This window comes from Gracilibacillus caseinilyticus (genome assembly GCF_022919115.1).
In the GTDB taxonomy this organism is placed as follows: domain Bacteria; phylum Bacillota; class Bacilli; order Bacillales; family Amphibacillaceae; genus Gracilibacillus; species Gracilibacillus caseinilyticus.
Window position 1 is genome coordinate 858062 of record NZ_CP095072.1, and the last position, 22613, is coordinate 880674.

Below are 22613 nucleotides of genomic sequence, written 5' to 3' on the forward strand. Positions count from 1 at the left end.
ATTTTTTCTTCTAGGCAATTTACAGTAGGCAAATACAACCTCCTCTCAGAAGAAAATTGATAATTAAATATAACGTTTTAGCATGTTGCTGAACAGTGTTTAACAGTTGCTCATATAATACCTCAGATAACCTAAAATGTCGAATAGCATAAAAAAATGACGATAGAAAAAATATCGCACTGGAAACGAACAGCATAAAAACATCAACAGCCCCATCAATATGTTACGGTATCTTTATATAAGGCTTCCAATTGTATTTGTAATCATAAAAAAAGCATCACTTCCGTCGCTCAATCAACAGAAGTGATGCTTTGATATGTTTATAATATATACATTATACTTATTGTCTTCTACGACGATAGAACATGAAAGTGATCATACCACCAATCACCAAAAGACTTCCAAATAATGTATAGTTAAATATATTTGTTGCTGTTGCAGGAAGAGTGGATTGAGTAGTTTCTTCATCATTTTCTTCCATTTGATTCAGTACTTCGACTTTCGTTCGTTCAGATTGTCCTAATTCAATCGTAAATCGAATAGGTGATGAATCTAGCGTATAACCTTTAGGAGCTTTTGTTTCTGTAAAGTAATACTCTCCCGGCTTTAAATAATCAACAACAATCATACCATTTTCATCTGTGGTAAGATCTTGAGCAATAAGTTCGCCATCCTCGCTTTTCAAACTGAATTCTGCCCCTTGTAGTGTCTTTTCCTTATTCTTACTGTCTAGCTTTATAAGTTCTACACCTGAACGAATTTGCTTATTGGTTAATTCTATTTTTTTGGCTGCTAATTGTCCTCTATCAATTGTGAAGGATACCGGTAGATGTGAGCGATAACCTTCTAATGGCTTCACTTCTTTAAGTAAATATCTCCCAGGACGTAAATCTTCGATTAAAAGCTTCCCACCTTGTCCTGTCACCAGATCCTCTCTTAATATGTTCCCTTCTGCATCTTGCAATTCAAACTTCACACCTGCTAAAGATAACGATGGATTATCAAAATCTACCTTTGTTAACTCAAAATCACCTTTTACAATGGCATTATCGGTAGAGATCAATAAAGTTTCACTTTGACCTAAATCAATCGTAAAGGTGAGAGGCGCTGTATCTAGCTGATAGCCATCAGGAGCCTCCGTTTCGACAAATTGATAAGTACCTGGCGTTAAATCCTCTACCAAAAGTTTCCCATTTGCATCTGTTTTCAAATTTTCTTGTAAAACCTTTCCTTCTTGTTGAAGTTCAAAGGTCGCACCTGCTAATGTTTCTCCAGTTTCTTCATCTACTTTGGTTAATTCAACTGATCCAGTAGACATACTGTTCTCCATTGTTAGGTTCAATGTTTCTTCTTGATCAAAATCAATTTCAAATGGTATCGGAGTACTATCTAGCTCATAACCGAAAGGTGCTTCAGTTTCTACTAGTTGATAAGACCCTGGTTTCAAATCTTCGATGACTAACTTTCCATTTTCATCAGTAGCAAGACCCATTTGCAGCGTTTCTCCTTGCTCATTTTGCAATTCAAATATCGCTCCAGTTAACCCACTATCTGCTTCTCCTACTTTGGTTAAGGCGACGGAACCCGGCGTTAATGGATTTTCAAAGGATACTTCGGTGGTTTCCGTTTGTCCTAACCCAATATCAAACATAATCGGCGTCGCATCCAAATCATAGCCTGGAATGGTCTCTGTTTCGACTAGTTGGTAACTACCAGGATCGAGATCAGCTATCGTTATCTTTCCTTGCTCATCTGTCGTGAAACCTTCTTGTAATGTTTCGCCGTCGCTATCCTGCAATTCAAAGACGACACCTTCTAATAATCGGCCATCCTCCCCTTGTTTGGTTAACTCGAAGGTACTTGGAATATAGCTGTTTTCCATCGTCAATTGTAACGTTTCCTGTTGATCAAAGACGATTTCAAACGCGATAGGTGTCTCATCTAATTGGTAGCCGAAGGGTGCCTTCATCTCTACCAGTTCATAATTATCCGGCTTTAGGTCTTCGATAAGTAATTGGCCATTTTCATCCGTTGTAAGACCTGTTTGAAGCTCGTCCCCTGCCTCATTGCGTAACGTAAACTCTGCGCCTTCTAATGCCTCTCCTTCTTCTCCTACTTTGGTTAAGGCGACGGCACCCGGTGTTAATGGATTTTCAAAGGATACTTCGGTTGGTTCTGTTTGACCCAGTGCAATTTCAAATGGGATAGGCGTGTCATCGACATCGTATCCTGGAATAGTACTGATTTCGACAAATTGATAGTTTCCTGGCTTCAACTCTTGCACGACCAATTTCCCATCTGCATCCGTAGTCAAATTCTCTTGAAGGGTATTGCCTTCCTCATCTTGTAGTTCAAACTCCACGCCTTCTAATACGTTCCCATCTTCTCCGGTTTTTGTTAATTCTACAGCTCCTGTTGATTGTTCGTTTTCCATGGTTAGCTGTAACGTTTCCTGTTGATTAAAGACAATTTCAAAGGTAATAGGCGTTTCATCTAATTCATGACCAAACGGCGCTTTGGTTTCCACTAATTGATAATTACCTGGTTGTAGATCCTCAATCAATAATTGGCCATTTTGATCTGTCGTAAGTCCGGACTGCAACTCCTCATCGTTGTGATTGAGTAAAGTAAAAGTGGCGCCTTCTAATGGTTCTTCATCCTCACCCACTTTTAGTAATTCTACTGCACCTGGGACCGGCGTATTTTCTGAAACAACCTCAATGGGTTCTTGCTGTGTAGCCTCCACACTAAAAGGAATAGGTGTACTATCTAATTGATAGCCTGTTGGCGCTTTTGTTTCGATAAACTCATAATCGCCTAACAATAGATCTTCTACTATTATTTCACCATTCTCATCAGTAACTAAACCTGTTTCTATTTCGTTTCCTGCACCATCTAGAAGTTTAAACTCTGCTCCTTCTAATTCTGTGCCGTCACCTGCTTTTTTCAAGAGAGTAACGGAATTCGTATAATTCATATATACTCCGACTCGCAACGGCTCCACTGGTTGTCCATTATCTGTAGCTATAGCAAAGGAATTCCAAGCTGCACGAGACGTCGGCTCTATATTCCCATTTAAGACATCTTCCGATACTTCTTGTGCACTTGGAGCCACCATGGTAAATGAAATTGTGATACTTTCTCCTTCCAGCCAATCTGTATTCGATTTAGATTGAATTTTAAAGGAATGGATACTCGACCAATCACTAACCTCATTAGCTTCCATCCAGTTTGGATCTTGTGCACCTGGAGGGTTGTTAAGTTGTTCCGTTGTGTCCGGATAGTCTGTATTTCTTGTCAAATCATCCCGTTTTGGATTTTTCGCTGTACTATACATTACATCCACTCTATCTGTCCAAGAACTAGGTATCGTTATCTCGCCATTTAAAGTGGGTGTAAATTGACTACCACGATCTACATTGTCTGTTATACCCAAATCTCCAACGGAAGGTAAAACATCGATCAATGTCATAGATGAAATATCCTTCCCACTTACATTAGTAAATGATAGTTGATAGTCGATGTCACCATTAGGAACGGTTTGACCGAAAGATGAAAATGCTTCATCTAACTCCCCTTTCACTAATTTTTCCGACTCTATTTGGTACTCGCCTCGCATATAATAACTATTTCCAGACTTCAATCTTGGTTCATCGACGGTACTATCTTCATTTAAGTCCTCTGTATCTGACTCTAGCGTCGTATCCGTTATGGCACTTCCTTCCCCCTCAGGTACGACCAGTTTTTCATCGCCTGAAAAACCATATACTTGAAAAAGAAGATGATTGGGTGTGTTTTCGGAAATAGTAACATCTAATCGTGCTGCCAGATCGTTTCCTGGACGTAATAAACGATCATTCCACCTGATCCGAACTAACTGACGACCACTTTCATTAAAATTATTGCTTAATATCTCATAAGATCCACCTGCTGCTGATGTAGAATTTTTAGACGATTGACCGTCTTTATCAATATAATCCGGATTAGGGTTATCATTTATAGTTACTCCCGGCGGCATCAGTACAACTGTCTCGAGTCGTTCCTGCATTGCCAATGTAGAGCTATTGGAATTCGTTAATTTTACTTCCATACGATTGCTTCCAGTTACAACCTCACCACCGGATTGCTCCATTAGGCTTACACCTACATAGGCAATAGGTGGTTCATCATCAGGCTTCGGTGCAATAGTAGCACTACGTGGTCCTGCTATTGTATTTCTATCATTTTGATGGTATCTATAGTTAAAAGAATTTCCATTTGCATCAACACCATACACATTAAAGGTATTTACTACCTCACCCGTATACCCTTCTTCTACGGAGAAATAATAATTAGGTCTACCAGCATTCAACATTCCAGATGGAGCATACGTGAAGTCATACTTAATATAGTCAACACGATCGGATTGCGCCAAACCTAGGTCCATTCGTGTGTAGGTTTTTCCTTGCTCCACATTTTCTATAAGTAGTTGTTCTTCCCCATTAACAGATGCCACAATATTAAATCGCGGTTCTTCATCTAATGGAACTCCGGACGGATAGCTTGCATTTGGTCTATACACAAATCCCCCCGGTGTAGAAAGTTTATCTAATGTTAAATGAGGATCTATTCTGTAAATAGTCGTATATTCTTGAAAATCTCCTGGCTCACTCTCCGGCAAAGGAGCGATTCCGTGACTAAATCCTAATAAAGCATCATCATACACTATCGGGTTAGGGTTTTTATTATTAAATGGTGCAAAATCACCTTTGCCATTGGATGGCCCTAGATGTACAGGGACATACCAATTCCCCTCTATATCGCCATTTGCAGTTTCTGAATCCACGATTTCTACTTGATGTTCACCAGAAACTGTACTATTAGAATCATCTATATATGTCGTCTCAACCTCTACTTGATTGTTTTGTGTAGAACCTGCTGTCCCTTGATCAACGGTTAGCCACACTTGAATCGTTTGGGAAAACAAGGAAGTATTAGAAGACGTTTGATCATCAATCGTAGGTGCATCAAACTGCCATGTTAATTCATTTCCGTTCAGTGTTGGAGTGGGACCAGTTTCCATCGAATCAAATGACAAGCCATCTGGTAAAAGATCAGCTATCGTAATTTCTGATCCTTCCTTTAAAAACATTTGCCCCGTTTCCTTTTTAGGAATGTCTAACTTAATTTCCCATAATGTTTTTGATCCTGGTGTTGGAATATTTCTATCATTTCCTTCCACACTTCTAAATTCTTTAGAAACACTAGCCGAACCGGAGGATTCTATTGTTACAGTTGCACCATCCGATACCGGTAGTTGTTCATTTGCCTGAAAGGAGGCTTGAGCCACTAATTCATAACCATTTGGCGAAAAGCCATTTTCTGTATTGATTTTTAGTAACCGCTCATAAGAACGTCCTGTGTCGATGGAGTCAAAAGCATAGACTAATTGTTGATTAGATGTATCATATGTTGGCACTACGCCATCAATTGTTAAGTCGTTAACATCCTGAGTAAAACTTGTAAACGTTGTAATAGGAAGATCAATAGTAATTTTAGCGTCTGTATATTCTGTTCGTGAACCCGTGAATTTTAGGTTAAGGTCGTATGAAGCGGCATTTCCTGATAGAGTGATGGCATTTCTGGGTGAAAGATCCACATCAACATTTAAATTTCCTGAGAAAGGAGTAACCATATCCTCAGAGAGATTTGCACTCTCCGTAACTTTGGTATTGGTATCTTGAGTACTAGATTCACTGGAACTCACATCAGCTTCGGTCCCCTCATTCTTTTTAGTACTCTGAGAATCGGTATTACTTTCTTTTTGTAATGAGTTACTGCCTGAAGTATCTACGGTGTGTGAATCATTAGGGGGATTGGTTGAAGGATTACTAGGCTCCTGCTCTACAGAAAAAGCAAAGTCTTTACTAGCTACTAATTCATTATTTGTATATCCTTCTACGATTATCTTATTTTCTTCTAATACATCGTTTAGTACTAGTTTAATAGATAATGATTGTGTTTTCGGCCCTATTAATACAGTATTTGAATCAGGTTGGTAGGATAAATTCATATCTATTTCTGTTAAAGCCTTTGTTTTTTCTTCATTCAAATCTACGTCATTAGGTAATGTGATTTTCAAGCTATCATATATACTTTCGGAACCTATATTTATAATACTTTCTTTTAACGACGCGCCCTCCTCTAGGCTGATGTTAAAATCTTCTGATTGATTAGTATTACTTTCTGCAAAAATGGTCGAACTAGAATACGATAATTGAGAGAACATCATAATAGCGATCAACAAGATCGATGCATGCTTTTTCATAAATTTACCTCCTTTAGTATAAATAGCTAAAATAGACACCTTCATCTTACCATCTAATTAATAGAAGTGATACCAAATTTCTATGATTATAGACAAATTTCCCATAAATGATGTGATAGTCTCAGACCAAATATATCATTAAATAAAAAAGAAATGACTAGTGTCAAACTAATTTACTATTGTAGAATAAATAGCGTAATTATTTTTATTAATTATTATCTACTTATAGGGGCAGTGTCAGAAGTTTTAACAATATACAATAGTAAGAGAAGAACCATATATCAATAGAACTACTCTATTGGCAAATAAGGATTATGGTCCTGAACGTTAAAAAGGAAGGAAATATTTTCAGCCTTCCTTTTTGTTATCTGTTTAATAAATTTTAAAAATAATTTATGGATTGCTTGATGACAATAAAAACTATGTCGAAATACTCTATTGAGAGTACATACATGTTATAATAGGCATATCAATAGATCGACTTCATATGAGGGGTGGCGCACTGTTGTCCTTCCGTTAGTCTCATTGGGAGACTTCCCACGCCTATGGATATCGAGAACGTATTAACACTGATGATCTCCTTCGGAGCATTGGTGGCGTTTATCATGTCCGATAAAAACAATAAAAAAATAACCCCTCATATGCCGGCAAGCGTGTAGGGGTTATTTACTCTATATAGGCGTCGCCCCTCTTATCGGGGTTCGGTCTATTGTAACCGTAGACGTAGTAGCGTCTGCGGTTTTTTATATGGTATGCCAACTCTATTTATATTATACCACATTTTTTTTCATAACTACACAATAAATTAGATAATCTTCTACTTAGAATCCTTAAGCCTTCTTCATTTTTTTCTTCTGTAACGGTATCCTGTATTTTTTGCTATGCTCTATCCCTTTGTTGGCCAAGTTCTTGGCTTCCTCTTTTGTCATTTTCATTTAACATTCCCCTTTCGACTTCTTTGATAGAAGTAGACAATGAAAGAAAATAATAAACATACATCTTCCCTATCCCCCATATACATGTATGTACCGACTTTCGTATGTCACGAATACACCAGTAAAAAATGTCGTAGAAGTGATTTGTGAAAAAGGCCTCCAATCAAGAAGCGTAATAGACCATCTTTCGGAATACTTCAGAAGAGATTATAAGCATAACAATACATTGTACATTGGGGATCTAGGAAAAGAATCCCTACAAAGAAAATGGCAATCTGGAAAGAATGAACGAGTAACGACCCGTTTTACCCAGGACGCCTACGAAAAAATTAGAATGCTATCAGATGCACTAGATGTAACACCATCCAAAGCCGCAGCTCTCTTATTAGATGCTAGTGTGAGGAACACGCATTTACTAAACAGCTTTGTGAAAAGCTACTTGCATCAACATTTAGATACAAACCGCATGAAAGAATTAAAACTCGTACTGAAGTATATCAATAAGAAAAATCCCTATAATGAAGATATTTCATGGTTTACCTTGTTATCCATGATTTACGATGAAATAAAGGATAATACCAAAAATGTAAAAGTAAAAATCAATCAATGCGTAGAAAAGGGAAAATAATGGACATATTATATCTTGCTTCAATTTTCATTATAGGATGTGTTTTTTATAACGCGTGTGATGACAAAGATGATTTTGCCCGTTATTACTCTAATTTGATACCAAGTGAAATTAGTGAATACACCACAGGCGCTTTAATTGAAAAATGAAAAAATCCTAATTTCTTCACAGTTAATTGATAAATTAGGATTTTTGATATTGAAACTTCCTTAACGTTGTAAATACGCATTTTCCTGACGCTCCCCTTACAAGAATGCTTTTTACTGTGAGGAAAAAATACTTTCCTCTTGCTCGCATCTTAATAGAGACCCCTAATCTGACACTACTCTCAAAAACCCTAATATTTACTATTATTACGTGTAGCTTTGGAATAAAGTTTGATCATTTTCTATTATGTTTTTCCGCAATCATCCTATTTCTGAATACTGGATAATGCAACTATGAGCTTACCATGATTTTTAAGTCGTTAATTATTTATAAACGTTCATAATCGCAGTGGTTACCCATACCCTTCTTACAAAGTTCAGTATCCTTATCATTATTAATCTTTATTTTGTAATCATTGATTAATACCTTTTATTGCACCAAAATGCATTCCTTCATGATAGAGACAAAAGCTTAAACATTCAGCAACACTGCTAATCTGCAGTCCTGTAGAAGAATTATATATTCCCTTCAACAATTCTTCTATTCTCTCCGATAAAATTGCTTCTATTCTTTCCATTTGTTCATTTAATAAGACGATTAGCTCTTCTATCGTTGGAGTATCGATAGACCAATCTTTTGGAGATGTACCTGGATCAAAAAGTTCAGGGAAATGATTAGGTACAGTGATTTTTTCACCTGTAAGTTGAAAAACAAATTTTTCAGTTACCATGTATATATGACCTAAATTCCATATGATATTATTATTTAATCCTGCAGGTACAACTTCGAATCGATTTTCATTCACACCTTTTACATATTCAATCGTAGCCTTCCGTACAAATTTTAACTGTTGAAATAGATAATGACTCATTTAATAACTCATCCTTTCTATTAAGTTTGGAATACTAGTGAATATTTTATTGCAACGCTGTTTTTCTGTTGACGTCTACCGTTTGCTCCTTAATTAATGTGGTAAGAATGACTCCAAATACCAATAAAGCTGCTCCCAACCAAAATGCTAGTTCATAGTTACCAGTCATTGTTCGAAGGTAGCCACCAAGAAATACACCTAACGCCGCAAATACTTGATGGATGAACCAACTAAACCCAAGAATACTTCCCATTGCGTTTTTTCCAAACTTATCACCAATGATTCCCGTTACAAGTGGAATAATCGGCATTGAAGAGATCCCGTATACGACAGCAAATACATATAATTGCCAAATACCTGGTGACACAGCTAGCCATATAAAAGCAAGCAACCTAACCATGTACAAGATTACAAGCAGGTTCTTTTTCTCCATGACACGCGTTAATTGTCCAGTAATCCACATCGAACACGCACTTGCTAAAGCTGCAATACCTAACAATTGACCACCAAGTGATTTTCCCCCTCCTAAATCAACTGCAAAATTCGGAAGATGCATGGTTACTAAGTATAAGGTAAAACCACATGTAGCAAACCCTAGAGTAGCAATCCAAAACTCACGACTTTTTAGCGCTTCGGACAATGAAACACTTTTTGCTGTTGCAAATGAAGAGGCAGAATCTCCATCTCGCATTTGACCAATATCTGTCGGATTATTCTTTACAACAATTAATACAAATGGAACCACGATAACTAGCATGATTAATCCCAAAACTACAAATGCAGTTTGAAAATTTGAGCTAGCAATTAATGCACCAGTTAATGGAAGTAATATAAGTTGACCGATGTTCATCCCCATGGAACTTCTAGAAAGCATTTTAGCCCGCTTCTTCACATACCACCTAGATACGAGTACAGAATTCGCCATGGAACCACATCCAGCAAAACCAATAGCAGTTAGTACCCCATAGTAAAGAAAGAATTGCCATAGTTGCGTTATTGTTGCTGAAAGAATAAATGCGCCTCCCATTAATGCAGCACTACTGGAAATCACTGATTTAGGACCAAATCGATCAATCATTTTCCCCATAATAGGCTGAAAAATTCCCCAAGTAATCATATTTAATGATACTGCCAAGCTCAGAATGGTTAAATTCCATCCATATGTATCATTTAGAGGGGTGAAAAACTGCCCTGCTGTTAAGTTCAATCCAAACGCGCCCATTAACGTTAAAAAAGTTACCATTACTATTTTTGGACCTAAAAAAGTTTTCAACATAAAATACGCCTCCTTTTTATTAACCCCTAAAAAGTTTATATAGTGGTTAATAATATACCCTATTATAATTAACCTGTCAAATGTGTTATAGTAGGTTAAAAGAAAAAGAAGGTGATTTACATGGCAGTTGAACAAAAATTCCCTCTCATTTCAGGCAATATTTCAATCGATCTTGTTAACACAGAAGTTGTTCGGCATGGAACCCGACATGATTTATTAACAAATACAAAGCATGTTTTAGCATGGTTTGACACTCTTATTAGGGAAAACATTATATTTAAGGAACAATTTAGTAAAGATATAGAACAGCGGGGAAATGATGCATTGATCCTTTTACATGAATTACGCTCATTCCTTCGAGAAGGTTATGAAAAAATGGCAGATGGGAAAGAACTTTCGTCTGATTGGATTAATCATTTGGAATTACTAATAAAAAATGCCCCCTTTACTTATCAATTTAAAGACGATAAGTTAATTCCTACTCCTATGGGGAAACCAGAAAATGCTCTCACATCACTAATTGCATTAGATGCATTAAAACTTATTTCTTCAGGTCAATTAAGCAACATACACCGATGCGCTAATCCAGATTGTGTTTTATTATTTATTGATACACACGGACGGCGCAAATGGTGTTCCATGAAAATATGCGGTAATAGAAGCAAAGTAACTCGTCATCAACGTCATAAGGCTCAAAAGAATTAATGAGTTCTATCTATGTAAATAGAAAAACACGGGAGAGAATAGATGAATACTCAATTCCTCCCGTGTTAAGTGGCGTATTAATATAAATAGTTAAATCTGTTCAAAATCACTTAGTTGCAAATCTCTTATTGCTTTTAAAAGCTTCTGAAATTTGATTTCTAGTTCTTCAAGAAGATTTATACTTAAACGACTGAGTACTTCTGATATTTTTTTCGAGTAACAAATGATGATCTCGTCTCTTAGTAACAATCGTTTTTATTCAAGTGGCATTCTTCTTGACTAGTTTGTAATCTCATTTCAATGTTCCTTGAACCTGTTTCGTTTAAATAAAACGAGTATTTGATAAAAACAAGAGCAAAAATAACAAATACCCCACCGATCCAACTCAAATGCAAGATGTTAGTATATTGTATAATGATTCCTCCTAATGCAGCAGCTAGCATCATTCCAATGTTCATTAATGCTGTATTAAAACTGAGTACCGTTTCAGATGATTGTGGTTTTAGTGATATCAAATAAAATTGCTTTGCAGGTGTTGTTGTCCAAGTCGCCGCTCCCCAAACTGCCAACGTAATAAATACACCTATTGTCGAATGCTGTGTAAAGGTTAATACGAGTAAAGCAACTACATGAACAAATAAACTAATGGATATCGTTCGATTTGGTCCCCACTTGTCTACAGCGTACCCACCAAAACGTGAACCTATAAAAGCAAAAGTACCTAAAACAAATAAGGCAATACTAGTCATCTTTATCGAAAAACCTGCAGCATTACTTAACAAGGGAGAAATATAGGCAAACACCATGGTATAACCTAATATCCAGAAGATCGTAGTTGTTAATCCAGTGATTACCCGTTTATCCTTTATAATTTGTAGCTGTTGTTTGAATGGTACGGGCTTATTCCCCTCTTTGCTAGGTAATAATTTGTAAAGTAAAAGTAAAAGAATGACTGTAACAAAAGCAATGATCAGAAAAATGTAACGCCAATTCAGATAAGCAGCTAAAAATGTCCCGATAGGTATACCAAGTACTAATGAGACGGTAAAGCCAGTGATAACTGTTGCCATGGCACTACCGCGTTTTTCTGCTGTTGCAATTTGAGCAGCATAGTTTGTTGCAACTACAATGTAAAGCCCTCCACTCATTGCCATAATGACTCTTGACAACATTAGTACAATATAATCATTACTAATAAACGCTACGATATTACCTAAAATAAATGTAAAAATAGCATATATTAATACTTTTTTTCGCTCAAACTTCACTGTTAACAAAACCAGTACGAATGCCCCAATTGCATATGATAACGAATAAACAGTTACCAATTGTCCTGCTGTTGAGATCGAAACATCTAAATCAACAGATATAATTTCTAATATACCAGAAACAACAAACTCTGCTGTCCCTGTAACAAAGGCTCCTAAAGCTAAGAGAATAATAATGAATTTATTGATGTTCTTTGTCAAAACGTGTACATCTCCTTTACTATTTCTGAAGTTGATTTCATTTTAAATGCCGTGTTAACATAAGTAAAATTGATATTTTTGATAAGGGAGATGAGTAATAACTCATGAGTATTGTTCGTTTCGAGATTTTAACTAAAGTAATAGAGTTAGGGAGTTTTACAAAAACAGCTAAAAAATTAAATATGACTCAATCAGCTGTTAGTCATGCTATTTCCAGTTTAGAAACAGAATGGGGAGTCCCTTTATTAATTCGGGACCGTAGAAAGGGAATAACACTCACAGAAATAGGACAAAAAACACTGCCACATATAAGAGAAGTATTGAAAAGAATGGAAGCAATTAACCAAGAAATTGCATTAGCGACGAACTTAGAGACAGGGATCATTCGTATTGGTACTTTTTCGAGCGCTTCTTCCTGCTTATTACCTAAATTGCTTGCAAAATTTCAAAAAAAACATCCTAAAGTAGAATTTAAGTTTTATGAAGGGACATATGAAGAGATTACGGAATGGCTACAATCTGGAATTATAGACATTGGGTTTGTTGTAAAAGGCAAATCAAATCCTGACTTCGATCTCGTACCTCTTTTAAAAGACAAAATGGTTGTAGCTTTCCATCCCGAACATAAATTTCTTCACAAAGAAACAGTAGATATGCAGGATATAGAAAAAGAGCATTTCATCATGCCAACTGGAATGTACCAATCACATGTAGAGGAGTTATTTGAAGAGGCACAAATCAAACCGTCTATCCGTTTTGAAGTACATGATTGCACTACCATTGCTAATATGGTACAAGAAGGGCTTGGCGTTACCATCGGTCCAGAGTTGTTTTTGAAAACTCAACGAAACATCAAGATAAGAAAACTTAATTTAACATATTACCGTGAAGTTGCACTAGCTTGTTCTGTAATTTCTGAAGCGTCTCCAGCTGTAAAAGAATTTCTAATGGTTGCTAAAAATGTTTTTATTGAGCCTAATAGTACTATAGACTCCCAAATGTCATTTAATTAATTGTTGCGAAACAGCTGTATACTGGAGCATTTATCTCATGATAAATCAGTTGAAGAGATTGTCACTTATTTTCGACTTGCCGATGCTTATTCTATTCGTCGATATAAAACATACCAAGGTCATCTTCATAACAGTGACTATTTTGAGACGTAACAGCTGATTATTCGTATTTGAAAAAAACACTACCATATAATCGAGTAACGTTCGTATTTAACTGAGATAAACAGACACTAGAGCTGGTTGTATTCCAGTTTTAAGTCAATAAAAACGAACGTTATATTTAATGTTGATTTGGAATATAGTTTGATCAAAAGTATCGGCAGAACCTCATTCTTAGGGCAAAAAAATAATCCGTCTTGAAACAAAGATTGATCAAAATTCAAACAAAACACTGATATACCAATGTCTTGTATCAAATTCCTCCATTGACTTGTTTTTTCCTCAGTGACAAGAGTTGCTATAACATTAAGTTACTCTTATTCCAAATCACCATTTTTAAATAAACAAAGGGTCTCTTTTATCGGTGTTTCATGTTTTCTACTAGCTTTAAATATGAAGTAAATAGCTTGAAAAGGAATGGGTGATTGACTTTCAAAGCATAGTCGTTCCAGATGCTGCCCCAGGTCTGATTGTTTAACTTCATTGTCTGACAAGAAGGCTAACCCTTTTACATCGTTTATCAATTGAATAGCTAGATCACTATGACCCACTTCGATTTTCGGCTGTATTTTCTGTTCATTCTCCTTCTCCATCCAAGCTTCAAAGGAGTGGCCCCAGTTTAAGTAAATCCAAGTTTCATTGGATAAGTCTTGAAAAGACAAAGGCTGATTTATTCTCAAATCTCGATGCTTATATAAACTAAATGTATCTTTTTGAATAAGTACAGAGGCAATTTCTTTACTTATTGGTTTATTATAAACAATGCCAAAATCAGTTGATCCATCTAATATATTTTGAATAATAAAATGGGAATGATCTGTTTTAAGATGTAAATAAGAAGGATCATGCTCTTGATATAACTTTTTTATAATATTTGTACTTATTTTTCTCCATAACGAATAAGTGGCCGAAATATTAATTTGAAAGGCATTCTCTAATTCTTCATTTGCAACTTTTTTAGTTTTCTCCCACAAATTCATTTGACGCTGCAACATCGGAAGTAATTTATAACCTATGGAAGTTAATTGTATATTACCTTTATGCCTAATAAATAGTTTTTGCCCATAGAATGCTTCTATCTGCTGGATTCTTGCAGTTACTGTTGATTGAGTAATGTGAAGAGCTTCTGCTACTTTTGTGAAATTCTTTAATTCTACGACTTTTAAAAATGTTTTTAATTGATCATAATGCACGTTTTCCACCTACAATCGAAAAAATCGATAATAACTATTTAAAGATTCGTTTTGTCTATTATATCATCTTCACTTTATAATAAAAATAGAAGGAGTGAGCCAAGTGTCAGTTAAAGAGGTTCTATTACTAGGCAATCCAAAGTTATATAAAATCAGTTCTCCGGTAAAAAAAGATGAAATGGATCAATTGTTGCCCTGCATTCAAGATCTTCATGATACGTTGATGGATTTTAAAAGGAAATACAGTGCAGGACGTGCGATTGCTGCACCGCAAATAGGTGTATTTAAAAGATTAATCTATATGTATATCGATCAACCAACCGTCTTTATAAATCCTAAGTTAATATTTCCGAATAATGTAAAGATAGAAGTTTGGGATGATTGTATGAGTTTTCCTGATCTACTTGTCAAAGTATCACGATATAAGGAATGCGAAATCCATTATCATGATATCCACTGGGAGCAGAAAGTCATGCATTTAGAAAACGATTTATCAGAACTGTTGCAACATGAATATGATCACCTCGATGGGAAACTAGCTATCTCGAGGGCAATTGATCCCTACTCCTTTGCCCTTAGATCTCAAATAAACTCATTAAAGAAAGGAGAAAAGTAGATGAAGAAAAAAATCGGAATACTAGGTGTTATTAGTGCGGCTTCTACGACTCAATATTACAAAGGCATAACTGATTTATATAACGATCGATACCAAAATTATTACTACACAGAAATAATTATTTATAGCCTTGATTTTCAATATTTTACGGACTTAGAAAATGAATATCGAATGGAAGAATATATGGATTATATTCTCAAAGGGGTTCACACACTGAAAAAAGCAGGTGCTGATATTGTTATTATGGCGGCAAACTCACCGCATTCTGTCTTTGATGAGATACGACAGCGTGCATTAATTCCAATGATCAGTATTGTCGAGGCAACAGCTGTAAGGGCGTCAGAACAAAAAATAAAAAAAGTGCTTTTGACTGGTATCAAGTACACTATGCAATCTAACTTTTATCAGAATACATTTAAAAAATACGAGATCGAGGTATTGACACCTACTGAAGAGCATCAAAATGAAATCAATTCGATCATTTTTAACGAATTAGCTATTCGACATTTTTCCTCACATTCGAGAGATAGATTGGTGCATATTATAGATAGCTATGATGTTGATAGCGTTATACTTGGTTGTACAGAGTTACCCTTGATATTATCAAATGAACATTGTAATATTCCTGTTTTAGATACCCTTTCGATACATATTCATGCGATTCTGAATTACGCTATTAAATGATTAGTATAAGTACTTCTTTCTTCCACGGAAGGATATTATTTTTTTTGGTGGGCGGCACCTAAAGAGGAAACGTCTTGAATCTATAACCACGGCTGATAATATGCTCCAATAGATGTTCTTTTTCTTTACGACACAAAAACACCCCTTTAGATCACCATATCCAAAGGGCTAAAGCATAGCAACTTTTTTACAAACGTCGCGACATTTATTTTAAAGCTAAAATTAGAAACATTTTATCGTAAGAGGTTATTTTTATCAAAATTTATTATAAATTATATTGTAAATAAGAGCATTGTATGGCATTTAGTTGCATGGTCATAATATTATCTTTAACCTGCCAATTTCCTTGTTCTCCTTCATATTTAATATCAAATTCTTTTTTTGCTGGCCATCTACACTTTCACCTTCATCAGAACATGCTACTAAGGAAATAAACGTCAGTGTAAATAGCGTAAAAAGAACAAGTATATTTTTTTTCATATCTAAGTACTCCTTCCATTTATTATGAAAAGTTATAATATCTAACCACAAATAAAGATTCAATAACTCACTCTATCTTAAAGTTCTAAACTAATGTATGTTAATGTATAGACCGTAAACGTTAATCACAATTAAAAGATACTTTCTAGGATTAATTTAGCATGAAAAAACTCTTATAAAGTCTCAATTTCTTGTGCTTCGTTGTCAATAGTATGCAATCCAAACCAAGTTAATAGAATTACCCCTATACCAATGACTAAAAATAAAATATCCCTTTTCGCCATCTCTATAAATCTCCTATCCCTAAGACATTAGCAGGGTTCCTGCCAATCCCATAAACCAGTCTTTGTTTCAAAGTGTAAATGTGGTCCTGTTAAAAAACACCCTAAAAGCATCTGACTTTCAGGGTGTTGTCTCAATGCGTTCTTATTGTTCGTTTTCTTTCAGATATTCAGCTAACTCCTTAAGCGTCTGCTTTTCCTCTTCGGTCAAAGCTTCTGCAGGCGCTTTTTCCACTTGCTTCGTGAAATTATCCATCATGTTACGTTTGGCATTAGGTTGTTTTTTCGCTTCTGCTTGATCTACGAAGTGAGTTAGCTTCTTAATCAGTTTTTCATCATGATTGTTCTGTTTGATCAACATTTCGATCAATTCTTTTAAACTTTGCCAGTCAAACGTTACCTTGAATGATACCGCTTTTTCACTATGATTACCTACTTTATCGGTTGCACTCGCTTTTAGTTCGTGCTTACCAAACCACAACTCAAAGCCATACACTTCTTGTTTATTTGAATCAATACCTGTGTCACAGTTTTTCTCTGCTACACCAGATAATGCATCCGTGAACTCACAAGCTAACGTGATCTTATCAATCAAGGTAAATTCCTGCCCATCTTCAATGGATAAAGCAATATCTGGAGCAGTTTGATCGAGATTAACTTCTACCTGATGAGCTTCTTCTTTATTGCCTGCTTCATCTTCACTCCAGTAGGATACCGTGTACTTACCATCTTCTGAAATGGTAAACTCGTTACCCTGTACCTGCTCTTGATCATTGATTTGATAGTAGGTGGAAGTCTTCGATTCATCTACTACTCTGAACTGTCCTGTTACAGGCTCTACATACCAGTCATTCTTTGTTTCCTGTTGAATATCTACTGACGTTATTGGAGCATTTCCGTCCGGTTTATCTACCTCTACCGGAGATATAGCAGGCTGTGCTGGTATTTCCATTCCTTCGCCAATATAGAAGCTAGGATGTGGCGGCTGATTGTAGCCTACATTTTGCCATGCTACCGCTGTACGATATTGCGCATCATGCATTAAAGTAAAGATCCGTTTATCTGTTTCCTGATCGGTGAAATAAATTCGAAGCGCGGAACTGTCTTCTGTCCGCCAGATCGCTTCCTCTCTCCAGTCACCAAATATGTCCGCCTGAAGTGCTGGTGTACCTTTCGTATAGTTATTGGATAGTGTACCTTCTGCTCGTAAAAGAACGTCAGACTCTTCTGTCTCATAATTCCATTTCGAAATGACACCGACACCTTTTTCAGCCTCTTGATCCCAATCATGATCTAACAACTCTCTTTGGACGTCTCCATCCCACCAGATCGCAAAATTAGCACTTGGTATGTTGGTAGATATTTTTTCACCTGTTGCTTTATGAAGACCACCAGTCGGGCTATTCCATGCTTCATCTACTCCCCATGCTTCGGCACCTTCATACCTTGGATCAATATCGGCAACAAGGCCACGTCCCGTATCAACACCGGTATGTTCTCCCCAAATCACTTCACCTGTTTCTGCGTCACGCATATCATAACCGTATTCGGCGTCTGTATGCTCTTGTGGTGTGAAGATTTCCAGGCCATCTCGGTCCGGAATATAATCACCTACGTGTAAAGCATCCCCATGACCGAGACCGGTATTATATAATCCCGTACCATCATCATCAATCGTAATTTGACCGTATACTACTTCTTGCTTTTGATCACCATCCACATCAGCAGTGCTTAAAGAGTGATAGCCTTGACCTTCCCAATCACTGTAGCCTTCATCATTAGTGTCGAAGCGCCAACGCTTTTCCAATTTACCATCCGAGAAGTCATAGGCTACGACCACAGAACGTGTATAATAACCTCTTGCCATAATTAAACTAGGATTTTCCCCGTCTAAATAAGCAACACCTGCTAAGAAACGATCTACTCGGTTACCATAACCGTCGCCCCATGAATCCACATTACCACGAGGTGGTTCATAATCTACAGTATCAATGGCTGCACCATTCTCACCATCAAAGACTGTCAGGTATTCATCCCCTTGCAAAATGTAGCCACTGGAATTGCGATGGTCTTTTGAGCCATCACCAATGACAGTCCCTTGACCGTCAACCGTGCCGTCTGCGGTCTTCATAGCTACTTCTGACTTACCGTCACCATCAAAATCATACACGATAAACTGCGTATAATGGGCACCTGCACGAATATTGATACCTAAATCAATGCGCCATAGTCTTGTTCCATCTAACTCATATGCATCCAGATAGACATTTCCTGTATAACCGGTTTGCGAGTTATCATGACTATTGGATGGATCCCATTTTACGATATATTCATATTCACCGTCACCATCCACATCACCTACACTAGCATCATTCGCACTGTACGTATAAGGATCGCCAAGCGGCGTTTCACCAGCAGCAGGTTTGTTTAATGGAATGTTGAGATGACTTTCTTCTAAAGCTGTTGTTGTTGCTCTATCACCATATAATTCTCCATCTTTCACAGGGTGAATTTGGTAGGTATCACCAGATTTCCCTTCACTATCCACATAATTTGTCCGGTCGGTTATCGGCTCTTCAGTAATCTGTTCACCGTTACGGTATACGTGAAATCCAAGGTCAGTTGGATCTGTGCCTAAATATCTCCAGCTAACGAGAATACCTTCTTCATTTGGTACAGCGATTGCTGCTCTCGTCAGGTCTTCCATTTGTTTCGATAGAACAGTATCAGATGGTGATTCCATCGTGTTAGACGCTTCTGAAAGTCCGCCACCATTTACCGCTTTAACCTGATAATAATAAGGAACGGTTGTTAACACATCTTTATCTGTAAAAGAGGCACTATCCGACGTACCGATTAATTGATATTCGCCGTCTTCTTTTTCAGCTCGGTATACGTTATAAGAAATAGCACCTTCCACACTATCCCACGCTAACGTTACTTCACGCTTATCATAATCTTGAACAGAAAGATTTCCAGGTGCACTCGGAACCTCCACTGATTCATCTACCATCGTTACTGAAAGAGTTTCCGATTCTACGGTTTCGGTACCAAGTGCATTTACTGTTGTTACATAGTACTCATACGTAATACCAGGTTTAGTGGTATCATCCGTATACGAGGCTTCCTTAGTCGTTCCAATTTTTTCTGCCTTAGCAGCACCTTCCGCTTTACGATAAACATTATAATGATCTGCTCCAGCTGCTTCTGCCCATCCAATGGTAGCAGAAACATTATCACTCTCTAATGATTTATCCAAAACTTCCAAATCATACGGAGCAAGTAGAATTGGTGTAATTTCCAATCCATTGGCAATACCAGTTTGTCCACCAAAATGAAAATTCATATTTCCATCTTTAACCGGCACTTCCGGTACCACCTTATCAGTCGAGCTTTGTTTACCCGCAGAAATGGTTCCATAACCAACATCCTCAATCGATAAGTCTGTTCGTGCAGAACCTAAGAAATCACCAACATAGACTTTGACTGAATACAGACCATTTGGAAGATCCACTTGAAAATCCCACCCAGTGTTAAAATAACCAATCCAGTCACGTAGCAGATCATCGCCACCCCGATCTCTCGTTATGACGCCTTCATTATTTAATAACCCATACCCTGTTTCTTCTGAATACACAGTATCAGTCGTCACAGAGGTATAGCCATCTTTGGTAGGAGAACCAGATTGTTCAAAATCATATTTATATGTTGCTTCTTTTGTCACAATAATCACCGTATCAGATGCTTCTGATTCACCCTTCGCATTGACTGCTTTTATTACGATATTGTACGATTCTCCTTCTTCCATTCCGGATAAGTTGGTTTGGGAAACAGTTGAACTACCAACAAGCTGATAATCTTCTTCTGCTTCTTTCCTCCGATAGACTCGATAGATATCCGCTTCTTCCACATCATTCCATGACAATACAGCTCCTGCGTTACTGACATTAGAAACTTGGATATTTTCTGGTTTGGCAGGAACATTTTCAGGTGGTTCGATATTTTTTACATAAGATGCTAACTCTGTATCTAACGATTCGATCCCTTCCGATAAGAGTCTTGCAACTTGTATTGCACCATACTCTTGGAAATGTGTATTATCCTCAACACCATTCGGGAATGCGTCATAAATACCTGGGTCTGCATGAAGGAATATTGCCTTTGTACCCTCTGGACCAACTTTATTGAAATATGATCTGCTTCGTTGATTCAGATCCACCAGCAGTACATCCAGATCTTCCGCTACTTCTTCCATACCTTCTTTATACTCTGGGAAACTAACATTGAATTCACCAGTTTCAGAGTCATAATCACGTCTATTAACTGGTGTCACCAAAATCGGTATAGCGCCACGTTGGCGAACACCTTCAACATAATCTTCTAAATATCCTTTATATTCTTCCACTGTCGTATACCGTTCAGGACGGCTGATCGTGGCATCATTATGACCGAACTGGATCAGTAAATAATCCTTTGGTTTCATCTCACGCAATATCGTGTCATAACGACCTTCGGTAATAAACGTTTTCGAGCTTCGTCCACCAATCGCATGATTAGCTACAGTAATATCATCCGTGAAAAAACGATCAAGCATTTGTCCCCAGCCAGCTTGCGGCTTCCAATAAGGATCATAAGTCTGTGCCGTAGAATCACTGGCCACATAGACTGTCGGATTCTCACTTGCCGATCTTTCCGAAAGTTTACGGATAACTAATCCGTTAATTTTCGGAGTATTTCCTGTTAAAGCAACAGATAATTTGCCATCAATAAGTGCAATTTCAAATGTTCTCTCCATATACTCCGAGCTACTGAATGTCGTATTTTGCACCTTCTGAATTGATTCTACTTTCACACCTACATTTGATTCTTCCGCAGAGTCGCCTGCAATCACGGTAACTTCATAATCACCTGGTTCGAGATCAACTTCAAACGCTGTATCGCTGTATGTAACACCTGTTGATTGCACCGTATCCTCTGCATCTGTAGTGAAACTGCTTACATTTGCAGTATCCAGAAAACCATATCCTGCGTCCTCTGAATATTTCGTTTGATCGGATATGCCGATGTAACCGTCCGATGCCCCATTATCTTCTTTACCAAAATCAAATTGCATCACTTCCGTATCCGTCTCTTCCGCAGCATGAATCGTTGATGTACGATTACCAAAAGAAGATGCAGGAAATACAATCATCATACACAAAACAATAAGTGTTGCTTTCTTACACTTTCTAAACGCTTTCATAAGTCAGCTCCTCATTTACTAAAATGCATGACTGTTCTGGGTGTATGCAAAAGTGTATACTCCCTCCTTTCCTCTCATAATAAAGTAATCGCTTTCACAGAAGCAATGGTAACAGTTTCCTTTTTAAAGAACAATAGGAATTTATTCACTATTTCGTCGGAGGTATTAGATAGATTTGCTTGTTTTTGCTACCTATGTACTAAATTAAATGAATTCCCTACAAAAGTACTAAACCCAGATTCCGCTAACTTAAGCATGATAAAACTACCTATAATACGGATTATGTCAACTAGCTGCTTAGTGGTAATTTTGAAATATTTTATCTGCTAGACTACCGCTCCGGCCAACCACTTCGCGTCCTGCGGGGCACGGCTGAAGCTAACTTTGTGAAGAAGACCACTTCACAAAGTGGATCTTCAGCACCTGCACGTCCCGTGGGAGTCTACGTGGTTGGCCTGCGCTAGGATAAGTATTCTACAACGATTGTAAGAGCTAGCATATTAAGCTAATACATATATAATAGTATTTGAATTCATAACATAATGCCCAGCATCCCAGCTTTTATATGATCCATGTGTTGTAGCACTTTACTTAAGCGTAAGAAATA

At 37.1% G+C, this 22613-nt stretch carries 12 protein-coding genes; 5 read left to right on the plus strand and 7 right to left on the minus strand.

From position 1 onward, the window contains the following. Positions 1 to 340 precede the first annotated feature (340 nt). Entirely contained in the window at positions 341 to 6307 is a 5967-nt protein-coding gene (locus MUN88_RS04125) for a SpaA isopeptide-forming pilin-related protein (RefSeq protein ID WP_244721212.1), read from the minus strand. A gap of 1074 nt (positions 6308 to 7381) precedes the next feature. Here MUN88_RS04125 and MUN88_RS04130 point away from each other — a divergent pair. After that, positions 7382 to 7870 (plus strand): hypothetical protein, encoded by a 489-nt coding sequence (locus tag MUN88_RS04130; RefSeq protein ID WP_244721215.1) that lies wholly within the window; start codon positions 7382 to 7384, stop codon positions 7868 to 7870. Between the two features lie 559 nt (positions 7871 to 8429). On the opposite strand, the gene MUN88_RS04135 is transcribed toward MUN88_RS04130, so the two are convergent. Both MUN88_RS04135 and MUN88_RS04140 read right to left on the minus strand, forming a co-directional pair. After that, on the minus strand, positions 8430 to 8888 hold the full coding sequence (locus MUN88_RS04135; protein WP_244721218.1) for a DinB family protein: 459 nt from the start codon (positions 8886 to 8888) through the stop codon (positions 8430 to 8432). A gap of 46 nt (positions 8889 to 8934) precedes the next feature. Next, on the minus strand, positions 8935 to 10164 hold the full coding sequence (locus tag MUN88_RS04140; protein WP_244721220.1) for an MFS transporter: 1230 nt from the start codon (positions 10162 to 10164) through the stop codon (positions 8935 to 8937). A 120-nt stretch (positions 10165 to 10284) separates the two neighbouring features. Here MUN88_RS04140 and MUN88_RS04145 point away from each other — a divergent pair, with 120 nt between their 5' ends. After that, positions 10285 to 10869 carry a CGNR zinc finger domain-containing protein gene (locus tag MUN88_RS04145; protein ID WP_244721222.1) on the plus strand — a complete coding sequence of 195 codons (585 nt, stop codon included), beginning with the start codon at positions 10285 to 10287 and terminating at the stop codon, positions 10867 to 10869. 239 nt (positions 10870 to 11108) lie between these two features. Here MUN88_RS04145 and MUN88_RS04150 read toward each other — a convergent pair whose 3' ends face one another. Then, entirely contained in the window at positions 11109 to 12338 is a 1230-nt protein-coding gene (locus tag MUN88_RS04150; RefSeq protein WP_244721224.1) for an MFS transporter, read from the minus strand. A 104-nt stretch (positions 12339 to 12442) separates the two neighbouring features. On the opposite strand from MUN88_RS04150, the gene MUN88_RS04155 reads away from it, so the two are divergent. Next, on the plus strand, positions 12443 to 13351 hold the full coding sequence (locus MUN88_RS04155) for a LysR family transcriptional regulator (RefSeq protein WP_244721225.1): 909 nt from the start codon (positions 12443 to 12445) through the stop codon (positions 13349 to 13351). Between the two features lie 476 nt (positions 13352 to 13827). On the opposite strand, the gene MUN88_RS04160 is transcribed toward MUN88_RS04155, so the two are convergent. Beyond that, a complete protein-coding gene (locus MUN88_RS04160; protein ID WP_244721227.1) occupies positions 13828 to 14703 on the minus strand; it encodes a LysR family transcriptional regulator in 876 nt (291 codons plus the stop codon). A gap of 103 nt (positions 14704 to 14806) precedes the next feature. On the opposite strand from MUN88_RS04160, the gene MUN88_RS04165 reads away from it, so the two are divergent. After that, positions 14807 to 15319, plus strand: a complete 513-nt coding sequence (locus MUN88_RS04165; RefSeq protein WP_244721229.1) for a peptide deformylase — start codon at positions 14807 to 14809, stop codon at positions 15317 to 15319. Then, complete coding sequence (locus MUN88_RS04170) at positions 15320 to 16003, plus strand: aspartate/glutamate racemase family protein (RefSeq protein ID WP_244721231.1); 684 nt, start codon at positions 15320 to 15322, stop codon at positions 16001 to 16003. A 315-nt stretch (positions 16004 to 16318) separates the two neighbouring features. Here the strand turns inward: MUN88_RS04170 and MUN88_RS04175 are convergent, their stop codons facing one another. Further along, positions 16319 to 16483 carry a hypothetical protein gene (locus MUN88_RS04175; RefSeq protein WP_244721233.1) on the minus strand — a complete coding sequence of 55 codons (165 nt, stop codon included), beginning with the start codon at positions 16481 to 16483 and terminating at the stop codon, positions 16319 to 16321. Positions 16484 to 16909: 426 nt separating this feature from the next. Then, positions 16910 to 22006 carry a rhamnogalacturonan lyase family protein gene (locus MUN88_RS21695; protein ID WP_305852491.1) on the minus strand — a complete coding sequence of 1699 codons (5097 nt, stop codon included), beginning with the start codon at positions 22004 to 22006 and terminating at the stop codon, positions 16910 to 16912. Positions 22007 to 22613 lie beyond the last annotated feature (607 nt).